The 17,465-nt window shown below is 42.4% G+C and carries 18 protein-coding genes; 15 read left to right on the top strand and 3 right to left on the bottom strand.

The window, feature by feature from the left end; all coding sequences use genetic code 11:
• Positions 1–25: 25 nt before the first annotated feature.
• The 8 genes from D7D50_RS08360 (at position 26) to D7D50_RS08325 (ending at position 7,554) form a co-directional block, all read left to right on the top strand.
• Entirely contained in the window at positions 26–865 is an 840-nt protein-coding gene (locus tag D7D50_RS08360) for an SGNH/GDSL hydrolase family protein (RefSeq protein ID WP_023026763.1), read from the top strand.
• Positions 837–1,493 carry a YpmS family protein gene (locus D7D50_RS08355; protein ID WP_120701976.1) on the top strand — a complete coding sequence of 219 codons (657 nt, stop codon included), beginning with the start codon at positions 837–839 and terminating at the stop codon, positions 1,491–1,493. The genes D7D50_RS08360 and D7D50_RS08355 overlap by 29 nt, the downstream gene beginning before the upstream one ends.
• Positions 1,494–1,807: 314 nt before the next feature.
• Complete coding sequence (locus D7D50_RS08350; protein WP_120701975.1) at positions 1,808–3,370, top strand: 2-isopropylmalate synthase; 1,563 nt, start codon at positions 1,808–1,810, stop codon at positions 3,368–3,370.
• An 11-nt stretch (positions 3,371–3,381) separates the two neighbouring features.
• A complete protein-coding gene (gene leuB, locus D7D50_RS08345; RefSeq protein ID WP_120701974.1) occupies positions 3,382–4,419 on the top strand; it encodes a 3-isopropylmalate dehydrogenase in 1,038 nt (345 codons plus the stop codon).
• The gene (locus D7D50_RS08340; RefSeq protein WP_023026767.1) at positions 4,416–4,685 is read left to right on the top strand and encodes a DUF1294 domain-containing protein; all 270 of its coding nucleotides are present in this window, start codon (positions 4,416–4,418) and stop codon (positions 4,683–4,685) included. The genes leuB and D7D50_RS08340 overlap by 4 nt, the downstream gene beginning before the upstream one ends.
• Before the next feature lie 2 nt (positions 4,686–4,687).
• Positions 4,688–6,070, top strand: coding sequence for a 3-isopropylmalate dehydratase large subunit (gene leuC / locus D7D50_RS08335; RefSeq protein ID WP_120701973.1), 1,383 nt, complete (start codon positions 4,688–4,690; stop codon positions 6,068–6,070).
• 10 nt (positions 6,071–6,080) lie between these two features.
• Positions 6,081–6,671: a 3-isopropylmalate dehydratase small subunit gene (gene leuD / locus D7D50_RS08330; protein WP_120701972.1), complete on the top strand. Its 591-nt coding sequence runs from the start codon at positions 6,081–6,083 to the stop codon at positions 6,669–6,671.
• A 97-nt stretch (positions 6,672–6,768) separates the two neighbouring features.
• Entirely contained in the window at positions 6,769–7,554 is a 786-nt protein-coding gene (locus D7D50_RS08325) for an L-threonylcarbamoyladenylate synthase (RefSeq protein WP_006596430.1), read from the top strand.
• Positions 7,555–7,629: 75 nt separating this feature from the next.
• Here the strand turns inward: D7D50_RS08325 and D7D50_RS08320 are convergent, their stop codons facing one another.
• Together D7D50_RS08320 and D7D50_RS08315 are read right to left on the bottom strand one after the other, a co-directional pair.
• Positions 7,630–8,262, bottom strand: a complete 633-nt coding sequence (locus D7D50_RS08320) for a DUF421 domain-containing protein (RefSeq protein WP_023026770.1) — start codon at positions 8,260–8,262, stop codon at positions 7,630–7,632.
• Positions 8,259–8,711: a DUF3290 family protein gene (locus tag D7D50_RS08315; protein ID WP_120701971.1), complete on the bottom strand. Its 453-nt coding sequence runs from the start codon at positions 8,709–8,711 to the stop codon at positions 8,259–8,261. The genes D7D50_RS08320 and D7D50_RS08315 overlap by 4 nt, the downstream gene beginning before the upstream one ends.
• Before the next feature lie 166 nt (positions 8,712–8,877).
• Between D7D50_RS08315 and D7D50_RS08310 the strand changes: the two genes are divergently transcribed.
• From D7D50_RS08310 to D7D50_RS08295, 4 genes are read left to right on the top strand one after another with little or no spacing between them, the layout of a single operon-like run.
• Positions 8,878–9,654, top strand: coding sequence for an SDR family NAD(P)-dependent oxidoreductase (locus D7D50_RS08310; RefSeq protein WP_023026772.1), 777 nt, complete (start codon positions 8,878–8,880; stop codon positions 9,652–9,654).
• Complete coding sequence (locus D7D50_RS08305) at positions 9,651–10,793, top strand: glycosyltransferase family 2 protein (RefSeq protein ID WP_120701970.1); 1,143 nt, start codon at positions 9,651–9,653, stop codon at positions 10,791–10,793. The genes D7D50_RS08310 and D7D50_RS08305 overlap by 4 nt, the downstream gene beginning before the upstream one ends.
• Positions 10,786–11,442, top strand: coding sequence for a hypothetical protein (locus D7D50_RS08300; protein WP_120701969.1), 657 nt, complete (start codon positions 10,786–10,788; stop codon positions 11,440–11,442). The genes D7D50_RS08305 and D7D50_RS08300 overlap by 8 nt, the downstream gene beginning before the upstream one ends.
• Entirely contained in the window at positions 11,402–12,685 is a 1,284-nt protein-coding gene (locus D7D50_RS08295; RefSeq protein ID WP_120701968.1) for a glycosyltransferase, read from the top strand. Before D7D50_RS08300 ends, D7D50_RS08295 begins: the two co-directional genes overlap by 41 nt.
• A 227-nt stretch (positions 12,686–12,912) precedes the next feature.
• Here D7D50_RS08295 and plsY read toward each other — a convergent pair whose 3' ends face one another.
• On the bottom strand, positions 12,913–13,557 hold the full coding sequence (gene plsY, locus D7D50_RS08290; RefSeq protein WP_174705356.1) for a glycerol-3-phosphate 1-O-acyltransferase PlsY: 645 nt from the start codon (positions 13,555–13,557) through the stop codon (positions 12,913–12,915).
• Positions 13,558–13,745: 188 nt separating this feature from the next.
• Here plsY and parE point away from each other — a divergent pair, with 188 nt between their 5' ends.
• From parE to D7D50_RS08275, 3 genes are read left to right on the top strand one after another with little or no spacing between them, the layout of a single operon-like run.
• The gene (parE, locus tag D7D50_RS08285; protein ID WP_120701966.1) at positions 13,746–15,695 is read left to right on the top strand and encodes a DNA topoisomerase IV subunit B; all 1,950 of its coding nucleotides are present in this window, start codon (positions 13,746–13,748) and stop codon (positions 15,693–15,695) included.
• Positions 15,696–15,698: 3 nt separating this feature from the next.
• Positions 15,699–16,181 carry a hypothetical protein gene (locus D7D50_RS08280; protein ID WP_120701965.1) on the top strand — a complete coding sequence of 161 codons (483 nt, stop codon included), beginning with the start codon at positions 15,699–15,701 and terminating at the stop codon, positions 16,179–16,181.
• A gap of 29 nt (positions 16,182–16,210) precedes the next feature.
• Positions 16,211–17,434, top strand: coding sequence for a hypothetical protein (locus D7D50_RS08275; protein WP_120701964.1), 1,224 nt, complete (start codon positions 16,211–16,213; stop codon positions 17,432–17,434).
• The last annotated feature ends 31 nt before the right edge of the window (positions 17,435–17,465 follow it).

Raw genomic sequence — 17,465 nt, 5'->3', positions numbered from 1 at the left:
TAAAGGCTGGACGAATGAGGAGTATATGAATAGTAGAAAAATACTAGAAATGATCTTGTATTGTTTGGTCACTTTTCTGGTCTGCTTTTTTCTGGTCAATTGGCTCCTTCCTTCGGCAGAACCAGTGATGACCAAACCATCAGCAAGCGCCCCAAAAAAGACAGTCACCTATGTAGCGATTGGGGATTCTTTGACGAAAGGCGTAGGAGATAGCACCAATCAAGGAGGCTTTGTTCCTCTTCTTGCTCAGAGTTTGACCAATGAAACAGGTCTTGAATTCAAAGCGATTAACTATGGTGTAGCTGGCAATACCAGCAGTCAAATTTTGACACGTATGCAGGAGAAAAAGGAGATTCGAAAGGATTTGAAGCAGGCTCAGTTACTGACCATCACTGTCGGGGGCAATGATCTGCGAAAGGCCATTCTTGAGGATACCAGCAACTTAGATCTGGATCGCTTTGATAAGCCGTCTAAGACTTACGTGAAAAATCTTAAACAGATCATCGAATTGGCCCGCAAAGACAATCCTGATTTGCCTATTTACGTAGTGGGGATCTATAATCCCTTGTATCTCAACTTCCCCGATTTAACGGAATTGCAGACGCTTGTGGATCAATGGAACCAAAGAACGGAGGAGACCCTCTCTGCTTATCAGGGCGTCTATTTTGTTCCGATCAACGACCTTCTCTATAAGGGCATTGATGGTAAGAGTGGGGTGACAGAGAACGAATTAGGAAAAGAAACTGTGACCAACGATGCCTTGTATGACGAGGATAGTTTTCATCCCAATAATACAGGATATGAAATTATGAAAGAAGCCGTACTGGAGAAAATACATGCAACTAAGAAAAAATGGTTTGAGTGAAAAGAAGGTCAAGCCACCAACCACAGGGCCTCATTTTAAGGAGAGACGAGAGAAAACCCCGATAAATATCTGGAAATGGCTCTTTCTTAGCTTGGTCAGTTTCTTATTAGCAACCAGTCTAGTCGTATGGACTCGCTTCTCAACGGTTCGAGAGGATGTCCGTCAACTACAGACTCCTAACCAAAAAGGAGATGTTAAGATTGGCAGTATGACAACGACAAGAGCTCAACTTAATGAAACCATCAAGGTCATGCTGAAAAGTTATCATTTGAGTGATTATCAACTTTATGCAGACAATCAACAGATGTTACTGGAGGGGAAACTGAACTTTTTAGGAAAGGAGTACCCCCTCTATATCTATTTCCAGCCGAGTAAGCTAGAGGATGGGAGCATCCTCTTGACTCTCAAGGATTTTTCAGTTGGGACCTTGAAACTTCCTAAGAAGACCGTGATGCAGATGCTATCTACAAACAAGGATTTACCTGACTTTGTAACCATTGATAGCAAAGAGGCGACGATAAAGATCGAGCTTGCCAAGATCAAAAATGAGATGAATTTTTATGTCAAAGCAAATACCATTGATCTATACAATGATCAAATCATCTTTGATCTCTACAGAAAAAAATAAGAATAAGAGGCGAAAGCAAAAAGAGGCTTTCGCCTTTATTTTGCTTCTATTCAAAAAATTCAGAATATTATAGAAAATTCTTGACATTCAATTTTCCCTGTGCTAAAATACTAAACAAGACATCAGACAAAGGAGAAAAGTCAAACATGAAAACAGCTAAGTTTATTCAATTTGCTTTGTTGTTGAGGTATTCGGGCTAGTGCAAAAGCATTAGTCCTGTTTGGCTTACCAAGCGGGAGTAACAAAACATCTCGCTTAGGTAACTGGCGAGATGTTTTTATTTTATTCACTATGTTTAGAAAAGAGGAGACCCTATGCGTAAAGTTGAATTTTTAGATACCAGTCTTCGGGATGGCGAACAGACTCCTGGAGTCAATTTCTCCATCAAAGAAAAGATTGCCATTGCCAAGCAATTGGAGAAGTGGGGCATTTCTGCTATCGAAGCAGGTTTTCCAGCAGCCAGTCCCGATTCTTTCACAGCTGTGCAGGAAATTGCAAAGACCTTGACCAAGACTGCTGTGACGGGTTTGGCTCGCTCGGTCAAATCCGATATTGATGCTTGTTATGAAGCCTTGAAAGATGCTAAGTATCCGCAAGTTCACGTCTTTATCGCAACCAGTCCGATTCACCGGGAGTTTAAACTCAACAAGACCAAGGAAGAAATTCTTGAGGCTATCAAAGAGCACGTCTCTTACGCACGTTCTAAGTTTGAGATTGTGGAGTTCTCACCGGAAGATGCGACTCGGACGGAATTGGATTTCCTCTTGCAAGTCGTTCAAACTGCAGTCGATGCAGGGGCTAGCTATATCAATATTCCTGATACGGTCGGCTTCACGACACCAGCAGAATATGGCGCGATTTTCAAATACTTGATTGACCATGTCAAAACAGACCGCGAGATCATCTATTCTCCTCATTGCCATGATGATCTAGGGATGGCAGTTGCTAATAGCCTCGCCGCTGTCAAGAATGGAGCTGGTCGTGTCGAAGGAACCATCAATGGAATCGGTGAACGGGCTGGAAATGCTGCGCTTGAAGAAGTGGCGGTTGCCCTCAATATCCGGGAAGACTATTACCAGGTTGACAGTCCGATTGTGCTCAATGAAACCATCAACACTTCTGAGTTGGTCTCTCGTTACTCTGGTATTCCAATTCCTAAAAACAAGGCAGTTGTTGGTGGCAATGCCTTCTCACACGAGTCTGGGATTCACCAAGACGGCGTTCTTAAAAATCCTCTTACCTATGAAATCATCACGCCTGAGTTGGTGGGTGTCAAGAGCAATAGCCTTCCTCTTGGGAAATTGTCAGGGCGGCACGCCTTTGTCGAAAAACTGCATGAGTTGGGATTGGAATTCACAGAAGAAGACATCCAGCCATTGTTTGCGAAGTTCAAATCTCTGGCAGACAAGAAACACGAGATTACAGACGCTGATATCCGCGCCCTTGTTGCCGGTACAGCAGTGGAAAATCCAGAAGGCTTCCACTTTGATGATCTTCGCCTCACAACGAACGAAGATGAAAGTATCACTGCAACAGTCAGCCTGAAAAATGAAGATGGTGAAATTCTTGAATACCTTGCCAAAGGTCAAGGTTCAGTGGAAGCAATCTTTAACGCTATTGATCAATTCTTCCACCAAGAAGTTCGTCTGACTTCTTATAGCATTGATGCGGTGACAGATGGGATTGATGCCCAAGCGCGTGTACTGGTTACTGTTGAGAATGAAGCGACAGATACCATCTTTAACGCTTCTGGTTTAGACTTTGACGTATTGAAGGCCTCAGCGATTGCCTATATCAATGCCAATACTTTGGTCCAAAAAGAGAATGCTGGAGAGATCGGCCACATTGTATCCTATCGTGATTTGCCAGATGCCTAAAGGAGAACACTATGACGAAGAAGATTGTCGCCCTTGCTGGAGACGGGATTGGACCAGAGATCATGGAGGCTGGCCTGTCCGTACTGAAAGCAGTGGCAGAAAAAACCAATTTTGACTATTCAGTCCAAGCGCATCCATTTGGTGGAGCAGGGATTGATGCGGCTGGTCATCCTCTACCAGCTTCTACTCTAGAAGCTAGCAAGGAAGCTGATGCTATTCTCTTAGCAGCTATCGGAAGTCCCCAGTATGACCAAGCACCGATACGTCCGGAGCAAGGTTTGTTGGCTCTTCGTAAGGAGCTCAACCTTTATGCCAACATTCGTCCGGTTAAAATCTATGATGCCCTCAAGCACTTGTCACCTTTGAAGGAGGATCGCATTCAAGGTGTGGATTTCGTAGTGGTTCGTGAGCTTACAGGCGGGATTTACTTTGGAGATCATATCTTAGAAGAAGATCAAGCACGGGATATCAATGACTACTCTCTTGAAGAAGTGGAGCGTATCGTACGTAAGGCTTTTGAGATTGCGCGTGGACGTCGCAAGAAAGTCACCAGTATTGATAAGCAAAATGTCCTCGCAACCTCCAAGCTTTGGAGAAAAGTGGCAGATCGAGTGGCTCAAGATTTCCCGGATGTGACCTTGGAGCACCAGTTGGTAGACTCAGCAGCCATGCTCATGATTACCAATCCTTCACGCTTCGATGTTATCGTGACGGAAAATCTCTTTGGAGATATCCTTTCAGATGAGTCCAGTGTCTTGTCTGGAACTCTTGGCGTCATGCCGTCGGCTAGCCATTCAGAGTCAGGGCCAAGTATGTATGAGCCTATTCATGGATCAGCTCCAGATATTGCGGGTCAAGAAGTGGCGAATCCAGTCTCGATGATCCTCTCTGTTGCCATGATGATGCGAGAAAGTTTTGATCGAGAAGAAGACGCTAGACGAATTGAAGAAGCCGTAGAGGCGACTCTTGCTGCAGGGATCTTTACTAGAGACCTAGGAGGCAGAGCTTCGACAAAAGAAATGACAGAAGAAATTATAAAACGATTATGAGTGTAAAAGGAATGATTACGGGCTTGATCCTTCTATGGAATCTCTTCGTAGGGATCCTCTACGGAGTTGATAAGGAAAAGGCTAAACGAAATGACTGGCGGATACCAGAAAAGACCTTGCTCTTTTATGCTTTTGCAGTTGGGGGGCTAGGGGCTTGGACTGGAGGGCTCCTCTTTCATCACAAAACACAGAAATGGTATTTTAAAGTTACCTGGCTCTTAGGAACGCTTCTCACCCTATACACACTCTACGCTTTATGGAGGTAAGGATGGCAGGAAAATCAATTTTTGATAAAATCTGGGAACGGCATGTAGTGACCGGTGAGCAAGGCCAGCCCCAACTCATGTATGTGGACCAACACTATATCCACGAGGTCACCAGTCCCCAAGCCTTTCAGGGATTACGGGATGCAGGACGCAAGGTTCGACGGCCAGATTTAACCTTTGGAACCTTTGACCACAATGTCCCAACGGTTAACATTTATGATATCCGGGATGTGATTTCCAAGGCTCAGATTGATAAATTAGCTGAAAACGTTAAAGATTTTGGAATTGATCATGCGGCTCACGGTTCAGAAAAACAAGGAATCGTTCATATGGTGGGCCCTGAAACTGGACGAACTCAGCCTGGAAAGTTCATTGTCTGTGGAGACAGCCATACCGCAACCCATGGCGCTTTCGGTGCAATTGCCTTTGGAATTGGAACCAGTGAGGTAGAGCATGTCTTTGCCACCCAGACCATCTGGCAGGTCAAACCCAAGAAGATGTTGGTCGAATTCACCGGAACCCCGCAAAAAGGGATCTATTCAAAGGATTACATCCTAGCTTTGATAGCGCGTTACGGTGTTGCCTGCGGCGTTGGCTATGTCGTAGAGTATCGGGGCGAAGCGATTGATCGCTTGACCATGGAAGAGCGGATGACCATCTGCAATATGTCCATTGAATTTGGATCTAAGATGGGAATCATGAATCCAGACCAAAAGACCTTTGATTACCTAGAAGGTCGTGAATGTGTGCCACAAGATTTTGAAGCTGCAGTAGCGGACTGGAAGACCTTGGTCAGTGATGACGATGCCGTATATGACAATGTCATCCGTATGGATGTATCTGACTTAGCTCCGATGGTGACTTGGGGGACCAATCCTTCCATGGGAGTGGACTTTGAAACTTCCTTTCCAGAGATTCGTGACATGAATGATGAGCGGGCCTATCATTATATGGATCTAGAACCTGGCCAAAAACCAGCAGACATTGAATTAGGCTATATCTTTATCGGATCTTGTACCAACGCGCGTCTCAGCGATTTGGAGTTGGCAGCCAAGTTTGTGAAAGGCAAAAAGATTGCGCCCAACTTAACAGCCATTGTCGTACCTGGTTCTCGTCCGGTTAAGCAGGCTGCTGAAAAGTTAGGCTTGGACAAGATCTTTATAGATGCAGGCTTTGAATGGCGTGATCCAGGTTGCTCTATGTGTCTAGGAATGAATCCAGATAAGGTTCCAGATGGGGTCCACTGTGCCTCTACCAGCAACCGAAATTTTGAAGACCGCCAAGGGTTTGGGGCCAAGACCCATCTCTGTAGCCCTGCTATGGCAGCTGCAGCGGCAATAGCAGGACGCTTTGTTGATGTGCGCCAAATGCCCGAAGTCCAGTAAAGGAGGAATCATGGAGAAATTTACCATTTATACGGGGACAACCGTTCCCTTAATGAACGATAATATCGATACCGACCAAATCCTCCCCAAGCAATTCTTAAAGCTGATTGATAAAAAAGGCTTTGGCAAATACCTCATGTATGCTTGGCGCTATTTGGATGATCAATACACCGAGGATCCAACATTTATCTTTAATAAGCTGGAATACCGCAAGGCAACCATTTTGATCACTGGTGACAATTTTGGGGCAGGTTCCTCTCGGGAACATGCAGCCTGGGCCTTGGCTGATTATGGCTTTAAAGTCGTCATCGCCGGATCCTTCGGAGATATCCATTACAATAATGAGCTCAATAATGGCATGCTTCCGATTGTCCAACCGCTAGAGGTTCGTCAAAAATTGGCAAGCTTGAAGCCGACAGATCCAGTCACAGTGGATTTGGAAGAGCAGAAGATTATCTCGCCTGTAGGAGAGTTTAGCTTTGAGATCGATGGGGATTGGAAGCACAAATTGCTCAATGGTTTGGATGATATTGGGATTACACTTCAGTACGAAGACTTGATCACCGCTTATGAAAAGCAACGGCCCGCCTATTGGCAATAAAAATTGTATAGTTAATTAAGAATTTTCAGAAAATATATTGAAGCTTTTTTGGAATTTTGATAGAATAGAAAAAAAGAAATAGAAGAGGACGAAATTTATGACAAAACACATTCAATGGGACGGAACACTTTCACAAGAAGGATTTGACATTCTTAAAGGCGAGGGTGGTTGTATCGTCTGCCCTACCAAAGTCGGCTACATCATCATGACCAGCGACAAGGCTGGCTTGGAACGCAAGTTTGAAGCCAAAGAACGTAACCGCAACAAACCAGGTGTCGTTCTTTGCGGAAGTATGGATGAACTTCGTGCCCTTGCGCAATTGAATCCTGAAATCGAAGCCTTCTACCAAAAACATTGGGATGAAGATATCTTGCTTGGTTGTATCCTTCCTTGGCGTGAAGATGCCTATGCCAAATTACAAGCCTTCGGCGATGGACGTGAAGAACTCATGACAGATGTTCGTGGAACCAGCTGTTTTGTCATCAAATTCGGTAAAGCTGGTGAGCAAATCGCCAAAGAAATGTGGGAAAAAGAAGGCAAAATGGTTTATGCCTCTTCAGCTAACCCATCTGGTAAAGGAAATCGTGGGAAAGTCGAGGGAATCGGAGAGCGAATCGAAGGTGCCGTGGATTTGGTCATCGAAGCCGATGATTATGTAGCCTCTATCCAACCAGACAAGACTATTGAAACTCGCTATGAACAAGGAGTGATGGTTTCTATGGTTGATGCAGAAGGAAAACTCATCCCAGAACAAGGAGCAGGTAGCCGTTCTGTCAATACTTGCCCAGTCGTGATCCGTAAGGGATTGGATATCGACAAGATCATGATGCACTTATCTGATCATTTCAACTCTTGGAACTACCGCCAAGGGGAGTACTATTAAAAGATAGAAAAAAGGTCGTTACAGTTCGTAACGACCTTTTACTTGTCTATTTTATCGAATAGCTGATTTCCAACTTTAATAAGTCACGACATTAATCTCACCCTTGTCGTACTCAGCGATAAAGATGTCATCGACATTTTCAAATCCTTTTTTATTCAGTTCGGCCATAAGCCATTCTTCAGTTTTACCGATGTACTCTAAGATTTCTACTTGGACTACACCATCTGTAATGATTGGGTATTTGGGATTTTCATCTCCCATTCGAACGATTATGAGTTGGCCATTTTGTTCGATGACGGCTCTTTTGACTTCTTTCAATTGGAAGACCCCTTGAGAGCGCAACTTAAGAGCGACGTCAGAAGCAGAAAGGCCTTTTGAGCGACAAGCTTCTGGATCTAATTTTCCGTTTTTTATGATAATAGTTGGTTTTCCATCAATCAGATGTTTGATGAAGTAAACATTGGTATTAAGACATTTGAGTGACAGAATCAAAATCGTCCAGATGATGAGGATGACGACATATTGAAGGATGGTAATCGAGCTATTGTAGATGACCCCGCCGATAATACCCCCGAGAACAAAGTTCTGTATTTGGTCTACTGCAGAACTTGGCGCTAAATTTCCTTTTCCTGTTACGTTAATAACAAAAACAAGAGAAAGAAGCCCCAAGGCCAATTTAATTGCAATTGTAGCAAAAAAGCTTATCATTTTTCAACCTCCACCAGTTCTACATCTGTTTTATATAAGTCCATTTTTTCAAGTAAATAGCTATCTGGGTCTGTTCCGCTAATCGCACGATAGAATTGCTTGTCTACCTTGATAATAGCTCCGTCGGTCGTATCCGAAGTATTGACATAGACATCTTCTTTATCTACACCTAATTCTTTTGAAACAACTTCGATAAAGTATAGGGAAGAGCGGAATTGATTGTCATTAGACTGATTGTTTTGAAAATTTGAAATGCCAATCAAAACAACGGCTACTAAGATTAAGACAGAAATAATAGACAATTCACGGAACTTACTTCCACGTTTATCCTTATATGCCTTAAATGCGAAAAAAGCCGTTACCAACACTAAGAGAATGGACATGATCACCATGACCCAATTTTGCTGGCTAATCTGACTCAGTACATAGTCGTAGGAATAGAATTTCATAAAAACCCCTCAATTATTTTGTATTCAAGCTATTATAAACTATTTCAATCCTTACTTCAATGATTTAAAGTGACATTCTCATTGTTTAAAGGTATGGATTGTACCTTAAGGTGGAAGAATAGAAGTAGGAGTTTTCTATCTAATCGAAATTTGGTACACTAGAGCTATGAAGATAGAAGATACTATAAAAAAAGCAATCATTTTAGGAGCTACAGGAGGGATTGGCCGGCAGCTAGCGAAAGAACTGGCAAGAAGTCTGGAGCATCTGGTCTTAGTGGGTCGCGATGCTGACAAACTCTCCCAAGTTCAAAAGGAACTAACTGGGAGCAAGGCGCAACTGTCAATCCTAACGTTAGATATGCTAGATCAAGTAGCCCTAGAAGCTTTTGTAGAGAACCTAGATGCAGATCTTCTTGTCAATTGTGCGGGACTAGCCTATTTTTCCATAGGATGTGACCTTGAATCAGCTAGTGAGCAAGACCTCTGGCAAGTCAACTACCATGCTCCAGTCCAACTAATCAAGCAGGTGGTGAAGAAGAATCAGAAGATCCACTTGGTCCAGCTGTCATCTCTGGCTGCTCTTTTTCCTCATCCCTATTTAGCAGCCTACAGTGCCAGTAAGGCTGCCTTGCAGACCTACACTCTTGCTCTCCAGGAGGAACTGAAGCAATCAGATTCACCGATTCAGCTAGGTCTCTATATTCTTGGACCAGTCCAAACAGCTATTCTTCCTCCCAAACTAGTAGAAGCATTGGGTGGCGGTCGCTTGCAGATGAAGCCTGAGAAAGTCGCTCAGCAGTTGATTCGATTCATAGAAAGAGATACTTCCTATGCTGTTATCGGCCTTCGCTATCGCTTGCTCGTTTTGCTAGGTCGTCTGCTTCCCCAAAGATGGATCATTCGTCTCCTTGCACGGTATTTACGAAAGGGACTTACTAGATGAAATTTTTATTTATATTTTTAGGCGTTGCTTATCTTCTCTTATTTCTCATCCGTTGGTTGCTGTCCTTCATTTATTATAAAAAAGGTCAGTCTCATCTTGCGGACTTCCCAGAAGAGCTTTTTACAGTGGTCCAACCCATCCTCTCTGGGGATCCTCGTTTAGAGAGTGATTTGCGGGCCAATCTCCAGCAAACAGAAGCAGTGGAATTCTACTGGTTGATTGACCAGTCTGATACAGAAGCCCAGCGAGTAGCAGATCAGATTTGCCAAGATGCTTCCTTTGCCCAACGCATTCGAATCTTTCTCATCGAAGACGTCCCTCAGGGGATTAATCCCAAGAGTTACAAGATTGAGCAGGTTGTAGAGGAGCTGACCCGGCCTTATCTGATTGTTTTGGACGATGATAGTGTGATTGATTTTTCAAAAATGGGTGAGCTGACTACCTATCTGGGTCAAGAGGCCATTCTGACAGGTATTCCCTATAACCAAGAAAGAAGTAATTTCTGGTCCAAGCTGGTTGCAGCATTCGTCAATGGCAATTCCTTTATTACCTATTTTACTATGGCAGAAGTTGAGGCGAATCACTCCATCAACGGGATGTTTTATATCCTACCGGTAGAACTTGCAAAAGAGCAGGGGCTCTTCACAGCGATTAAGGATTATCTATGTGATGATTTAGCTGTGGCCGATTTTTTAAGGAGTAAAGGAGTATCCATTGTCCAAACACGGGTCACCTGCAATGTTCGAACCACTATCAAGGATGCCAAGCAATACCTGCTCCAGATGAAGCGATGGCTTCTCTTTAGCTCTATCTATCTCAAAGAACACATGGACTGGAAGGTCTTTTGTCTCATTGGTTTACCTAGTTTTATGCCTTTTACAGGCTTCATCCTAAGTCTGTTTTTAGGTTGGCCTTATCTTCTTCTAGGCTTGAGTTTACTACTATTCAAGGCAGTATGGATGCTCCTCTATCGACAAAGCATTCTATCCAATCGCCTACACTTGGATGAAGTCGCCTACGAAGTGCTGAGTGATTTCCTGCTTCCTTGGCTCTTTGTCTATGTTCTAGTGACTCCTCCTGTGATTAATTGGCGGGGGCGGAAGATTCGTGTGACAGATGGAAGGATTCGTTATGAGTAAGATGAAGTCCTATCTAGACCGTTTGTCTGCTTTGTCTCTTGATCAGACCATGCTAGACTCTGATCGCTTGGTCCTCTTTCTTAGTGGGAGCAGTGATATCACTTGTGCTGGGCTGACAGCTGGACAACTAGATCTCCTCCATGCTATTTGTCCATCTGGCTATTCAGTAGTAGCCAGTAATTTCCCCTTCAATCAAGATTTTGAACATATAAAGTCTCCACAAGTATCCCTCTTGTCAGCTTCTGCATCCAATATCATCTACTATTGGCATACGATTTTGAACCTTCGTTTCCAAAAGTTGTTACAGGAGCACTTGTCTCCCTTGTTGGAAGCGCAGGAAGTAGTTCTTGTTTGTAAGAGTTCAGGTGTCAATATGCTGACCCAGTGGCTCAGAAGTTTAGGCAATCAGGTCACCCTTCCAAGATTGCGTGTGATAGCGCTTGGCCCGGTTTCCCATCTTCTCTTAAATCAAAAAGAACTAGAGCTACTGGTCATCAAAGGAAAGAAAGATCCTTATTCACGTATTCTGGATCGCCACTCAGCGGATATTCAAGTGGATACGGATCATTATAGCTATGAGTACAGAGAAGATGTGAAAGGAATCATCTATGACTGGATTAGAAAAAGTGATAAAAATCGATGTGATTAGCGTCCCCTTTAGTGGCCATTTGTTTCCAACCTTGACCCTGGTGAAACCCTTGCTGGAGGATCCGCGTTTTCAGATCCGTGTTATTACAGGTTTTCAGAAAAAGTCATTGGTTGAGCGGATTGGTTTTGACTGCCTTGCCTTGTTTCCTGATCGTCCGACAGTGATGGAAGATATAGCGAATACGTCAAAGCAAGCAAATCTATTTATCATGTACCAACAATTAATGGCCAATAGCAAACTGCTCCCTGAAGTTTTCGACGAAATAAATCGAATTTTGAACTCTGAGGGAAAACCAGACTTGGTTATTGCAGATTTTGTAGCAGCTCCTGCTGGTATGTTAGCAGATCGTTTGGAAATCCCCTGGATTACGACCATTCCAAGTCCAGTGGCGATTGAGAGTCGCACGACTACCCCTGCTTATCTAGGTGGCTGGAAACCACACCAGGGTATCTTCTACAAGTGGAGAGATGCAATGGGCAGGAAGGTCATTCGTCTGGCAAAGAAAGTTGGACTTGCGCTAGTTAAGAAGAATCTCGTTACCCTAGCGGACTTCAAATTGTACCGTGAAGATGGTACAGAAGCAGTTTACTCTCCCTACTCAATCTTAGCTCTAGGCATGAAAGAGTTGGAGTTTCGAGACGATTTTCCACCCCAGGTCAAATGGGTTGGTTATCGCTGTCTATCTTTTGATCGACTTCCCCAAGAACAGAAGCAGTATCTTACGACCTCTAAAAAGCGTATCTTCATCACTTGCGGGACTCATTTAAAATGGGAAAAAGAGCGGATGGTGGAGTTGTCAAAGCTTTTGAGCCAAGAATATCCTGACTATGTCTTTTACGTAACCTTAGGCGACTCTAGTGGTTTGGAGCATCCACCAAGAATCTTGTCGGAGAATCTTCTGATCTTTGATTACCTCCCTTATTCAGATGTTTTGGAACAGATGGATTTTGCTATTCATCATGCAGGTGCAGGGATCCTGATGGGTTGTATTGAGCAGGGCATTCCAAGTCTGATTTTGCCCCAGGACTATGACCAGTTTGACAATGCGGTTCGGGCTGAGTTATTCCAAGTAGGATTAGTTTCTCGTAAAAAGACGGAATCTGAAGTCTTGCGCTTATTTAATGAATTGGTTTCTCGAGAAGATTGGTCACACTTAAAGGCTCTTGCTCAGAAAAGCAAAGGCTACCAGCCAACAAAGATTCTTTATCAAGAAATAGAGAGACTCTTGAAAGTGAAGTTATAGAAGAAGTGGAGGGGAGACTCCTCTTTGCTTTCTTCTAAAAACCTTCTATTATTGAACATAAAAAAGAGGCTGGGCATAAAGTGTCCAGTCTCTTATATATGATAGTTATAACTGCAAGACGCAGTAGCTGATTGGCATCTTTGTTCGCCTTTTAAGCTCCAAAGATGACCTAATCAGCCTTGCGGGGGTGGGCCAACGAACGATTTTTATTCAAAATTCGTTCTGTCCTACTCCCCTTTTTGTTTTTGATGGGTGATGTTTTTGCCCCAAGTGACGATGTTTTCATTCTTGTTAAGGATTCGTTTGATGTTGTCCTTGTGGCGGATGATAATCAAGGTCGCCAGTGCGAGGACGACGATGGTGAAAATCAGATCGTAGCTTGGGAGAATCCAACCAGTCAGTGGGAGGATGAGGACTCCGATACTGGCCAGAATAGCGACCGTCACACTTGAAAAGGAAATCATACTTGTCAAATAGAGGCTAGTAAAGAAATAAATAGCTAAGATAAATAGAAAGAGAGGGGAGAAGCCGATGAGGACCCCTGCACTGGTCGCTACTGCCTTGCCTCCTTTAAAGCCTGCAAAAATCGGGAAGGTGTGCCCAAGGACCGCTAAAAGACCAAAGACCATAGGAGAAATTCCTGAAACCCCAAAAATGGTCGGCAATAAAACAGCTAAGGTTCCCTTGAGGAAATCAACAGCAAAGACGACCAGACCTGCCTTCGTCCCTAAAATGCGGAAGGTATTGGTGGTCCCTGTATTTCCAGAACCGTGTTCGCGTAGATTGATGTTAAAGAAGGCTTTCCCAATCCACAAACCAGAAGGGATAGAGCCTAATAAGTAGGCTAATACGAGTAAAAGAATTGTTTTCATCATAGTTTCATTATATCAAAATTACTTTGAATGAAAAAGAAATTTTTGTCCATAACTGTCACATCGGATAGTCGGTTAAAGCTAATCGCACTTAAATGGGCTACTGAAAGGGAGGGAAGAAAGAAAAATTTTGCAAAATTTCCTAAAAAGCTGTAATATAGAAAAGATGAACAAACAGGAGGTTCCTTGTGTCTAAAAAGGAAATCAACATTAATAATTACAATGACGATGCCATTCAGGTACTAGAAGGGTTGGATGCGGTCCGTAAACGTCCAGGGATGTATATTGGATCGACAGATGGAAATGGTCTTCACCATTTGGTCTGGGAAATTGTCGACAATGCAGTCGATGAAGCTCTATCAGGTTTTGGTTCTCAAATTGACGTTACCATCAATAAAGACGGGTCCCTATCTGTAGCTGACCAGGGTCGGGGGATGCCGACAGGGATGCATGCCATGGGCAAACCAACCGTTGAGGTTATCTTTACGGTCCTTCACGCAGGTGGGAAGTTTGGTCAAGGTGGCTATAAGACCTCTGGTGGTCTCCATGGGGTGGGATCTTCCGTCGTGAATGCTCTCTCTAGCTGGCTTGAGGTTGAGATCACTCGTGATGGAGCGGTCTACAAGCAACGCTTTGAAGATGGCGGTAAGCCTGTTACCACTCTTGAGAAGATAGGAACGGCCCCTAAGTCGAAGACTGGGACTAAGGTTACTTTCATGCCGGATCCAACTATTTTCTCAACGACGGATTTCAAGTTTAATACCATTGCAGAACGGATCAAAGAATCAGCCTTCTTGCTTAAAGACGTGACTCTGACGCTGACAGACCTACGTAAGGAAGAAGACAACTATGTGGCCTTCCATTACGAGAATGGGGTTCAGGATTTCGTTGAGTACTTAAATGAAGATAAGGAAACCTTGACGCCGGTTCTTTACTTTAATGGAGAATCAGAAGGCTTCCAAGTAGAAGTCGCTCTCCAATACAATGATGGCTATTCCGACAATATCTTGTCCTTTGTTAATAATGTCCGCACTAAGGATGGGGGAACCCACGAGACAGGACTCAAGACAGCCATTACCAAGGCTATGAACGACTATGCAAGAAAAACAGGACTTCTCAAAGAAAAAGACAAGAACCTAGAGGGATCAGACTATCGTGAAGGTCTTTCCGCTGTTCTTTCGATCTTGGTTCCAGAGGCCCATTTGCAATTTGAAGGGCAAACCAAGGACAAACTAGGAAGTCCTTTGGCTCGTCCTGTTGTTGACGGGATTGTCGCTGATAAGTTGACCTTCTTCCTCATGGAAAATGGGGAATTAGCTTCCAATCTGATTCGCAAGGCTATCAAGGCTCGAGATGCGCGTGAAGCAGCTCGGAAGGCGCGTGATGAGAGTCGAAATGGCAAGAAGAACAAGAAGGACAAGGGGCTCTTATCTGGAAAATTGACACCTGCCCAGTCCAAGAATGCAGCTAAGAATGAACTCTATCTTGTCGAAGGAGACTCAGCCGGTGGATCGGCCAAGCAAGGTCGGGATCGTAAGTTTCAGGCCATTCTTCCGCTTCGAGGGAAGGTTCTCAATACTGAGAAGGCCAATATGAGCGATATCCTCAAAAACGAGGAAATCAACACTATGATCTATACTATCGGTGCTGGAGTTGGGGCTGACTTTACTATTGAAGATGCCAACTATGACAAGATCATCATCATGACCGATGCGGATACGGATGGGGCACACATTCAGACCTTGCTCCTAACTTTCTTCTATCGCTATATGCGTCCCTTGGTTGAAGCAGGACGTGTTTATATTGCCATGCCTCCTCTTTATAAGATGTCTAAAGGCAAAGGGAAGAAAGAAGAAGTGGCCTATGCTTGGACAGATAGTGAATTGGAAGACCTGCGTCGGACCTTTGGCCGTGGGGCAACCCTCCAACGTTACAAAGGATTGGGGGAAATGAATGCGGACCAACTTTGGGAAACCACCATGAACCCAGAAACCCGCACCTTGATTCGTGTCACCATTGATGACTTAGCGCGTGCAGAACGTCGGGTATCGGTCCTAATGGGAGATAAGGCTGCACCACGTCGTCAATGGATCGAAGATAACGTTAAGTTTACGCTTGAGGAGAGTGGTGCGTTTTGAACGATGCAAAATAAACAAATTATGATAAACGAATTGAAAGAAATAGCTATGAGATATAGAAAAGCTATTGAAAAAGCAATTCAGACAAAAGAGATTATTGATTATAACCTAGTGAATTTTCCTAAGGGATGTTGCAATTTTGTAAGTGACTACCTTCAGAGGTTTTTATATGAACAAGGAATTGAATCATTATATGTTTCTGGAGAATATGGTTATGGATGGGAAGGGGATTCTCATGCTTGGTTAGTTGCCTATGAAGATATAATTGTTGATATTACCGGAGATCAGTATCAAGATAATGAAGGAGAACTCTTTTATGATATTCCGGTGTATGTTGGCGAAGAGGATGAGTTTCATAAATTATTTAAATATAATGGCCCTCCGATTTCATATCCTGAGCAAGAAATAAATAATTCTCGTAGCAGTCATTTAAAAGAAAAAAATAACAAAAATTACAATATAATTTTGAAATACATTCAAAATTAGAGTTTTGCACTGTGAAAAGGGGAACTCTTATGAAAGAATCAGATGTTCTGACTAGGATTGGATTGAAAGATAAAGACGAATTGGTCTATTTATTAGAAAATAGTGGATTAAATGAGAGATTGTCTAGATTGGCTTCTATTGATAGAGAACCACTTTCTATTAGGTTAGAATTTTGTGAATCGGGATGTTACTTTAAAATAGCAAAAGATGATGTGAGCGATATATCGAGTGTTAAAGGAGAAAAATTTAAATTCTTTAGAAGAGGCTGGTCTTGCGTACTCAAATCACAAAAAAATAAAAATGTTTCTAAGCTAAACTCTCCTAATATATTAGAAGGGCAGTATAATCCTAAGAAGTTAGATGGACAATATTTTTTTCACTCGGGGCATATTCTAGGTAAACAATTTTATAGTTTTATTTCTGATTATTCATGCAATGATAAATATAGTAGTGCCAAAGATATTATAAATAGCAAAGAGAAGAACATATTTCTACAATTTAGTGTTGCGAATAAAGAATCTAGTTCGTTCGTCAATAGAAGAAGTCAGGCTTATTATGAAAATTTAGTCACTGACTATTTTAATGCTGATATTGAAGAAATTTTTTATGAAGTAAAAGCTGTTTTTTATAGCAAAGACTCTAAATACCCTATTGGAACAGAAATATTTTTAAAACCCATTATCCGCAAGAGAATTCCTTCTTTGGAAAATGATTTGGAGGAAATTCATGTCTTTATACCAAATTTTGATGTAGATTTTAATTTGTCTAAATTACCTTCAGATTACGAGGGATATGTTAGCTATCGTAAATTTTATCTTGAAGGATACGAAGAAGTTTATAAAGATTGTTTTGAAAATATCTTTAAAGATAATTCAGATATAGTAAAAAACGATGAGGGAGAAAGAATATTTTACCTCGTACTGGGTCAAGAAAAAAATGCTATTTTTAGTCATATAGGAAGAGCTCAAAAATTTCTGGGTGTAGATACAAACGCCTTAGATATTGAACAATTACCAGGTGATATTTCAAAAGATGAAATATTTATGTTTTCAGAAAATCAGCAACAAGTAATTTTTGATTATTTGAAAAATCAAAAATTAATCAATCGCTCAAGGAATAAGAATTATTTCTATCCTGTTGTTAGACGTTCGGAATACAAAGGAATTTATTTTTCTGACCAAGAAATAAGAGAAAAAAGGATACAATTTGAAAAGGGGGCAAAAACTTTAGAAGATGCTCTAAAACTTATTTAGATTTTCATTTTGTCGAAATCACTATAATATA

The sequence above is a fragment of the Streptococcus koreensis genome, from assembly GCF_003627135.1.
Taxonomy (GTDB): domain Bacteria; phylum Bacillota; class Bacilli; order Lactobacillales; family Streptococcaceae; genus Streptococcus; species Streptococcus ilei.
This window is presented reverse-complemented; position numbering and strand designations above follow the sequence as displayed.

Coding starts and splice junctions, on each gene's coding strand:
- plsY (WP_174705356.1), bottom strand. CDS start 13,557: ATGAAAACAATTCTTTTACTCGTATTAGCCTACTTATTAGGCTCTATC.
- D7D50_RS08360 (WP_023026763.1), top strand. CDS start 26: ATGAATAGTAGAAAAATACTAGAAATGATCTTGTATTGTTTGGTCACT.
- leuB (WP_120701974.1), top strand. CDS start 3,382: ATGACGAAGAAGATTGTCGCCCTTGCTGGAGACGGGATTGGACCAGAG.
- leuD (WP_120701972.1), top strand. CDS start 6,081: ATGGAGAAATTTACCATTTATACGGGGACAACCGTTCCCTTAATGAAC.
- D7D50_RS08275 (WP_120701964.1), top strand. CDS start 16,211: ATGAAAGAATCAGATGTTCTGACTAGGATTGGATTGAAAGATAAAGAC.
- D7D50_RS08305 (WP_120701970.1), top strand. CDS start 9,651: ATGAAATTTTTATTTATATTTTTAGGCGTTGCTTATCTTCTCTTATTT.
- leuC (WP_120701973.1), top strand. CDS start 4,688: ATGGCAGGAAAATCAATTTTTGATAAAATCTGGGAACGGCATGTAGTG.
- D7D50_RS08295 (WP_120701968.1), top strand. CDS start 11,402: ATGACTGGATTAGAAAAAGTGATAAAAATCGATGTGATTAGCGTCCCC.
- D7D50_RS08340 (WP_023026767.1), top strand. CDS start 4,416: ATGAGTGTAAAAGGAATGATTACGGGCTTGATCCTTCTATGGAATCTC.
- D7D50_RS08355 (WP_120701976.1), top strand. CDS start 837: ATGCAACTAAGAAAAAATGGTTTGAGTGAAAAGAAGGTCAAGCCACCA.
- D7D50_RS08320 (WP_023026770.1), bottom strand. CDS start 8,262: ATGATAAGCTTTTTTGCTACAATTGCAATTAAATTGGCCTTGGGGCTT.
- D7D50_RS08310 (WP_023026772.1), top strand. CDS start 8,878: ATGAAGATAGAAGATACTATAAAAAAAGCAATCATTTTAGGAGCTACA.
- D7D50_RS08325 (WP_006596430.1), top strand. CDS start 6,769: ATGACAAAACACATTCAATGGGACGGAACACTTTCACAAGAAGGATTT.
- D7D50_RS08315 (WP_120701971.1), bottom strand. CDS start 8,711: ATGAAATTCTATTCCTACGACTATGTACTGAGTCAGATTAGCCAGCAA.
- D7D50_RS08280 (WP_120701965.1), top strand. CDS start 15,699: ATGCAAAATAAACAAATTATGATAAACGAATTGAAAGAAATAGCTATG.
- D7D50_RS08350 (WP_120701975.1), top strand. CDS start 1,808: ATGCGTAAAGTTGAATTTTTAGATACCAGTCTTCGGGATGGCGAACAG.
- D7D50_RS08300 (WP_120701969.1), top strand. CDS start 10,786: ATGAGTAAGATGAAGTCCTATCTAGACCGTTTGTCTGCTTTGTCTCTT.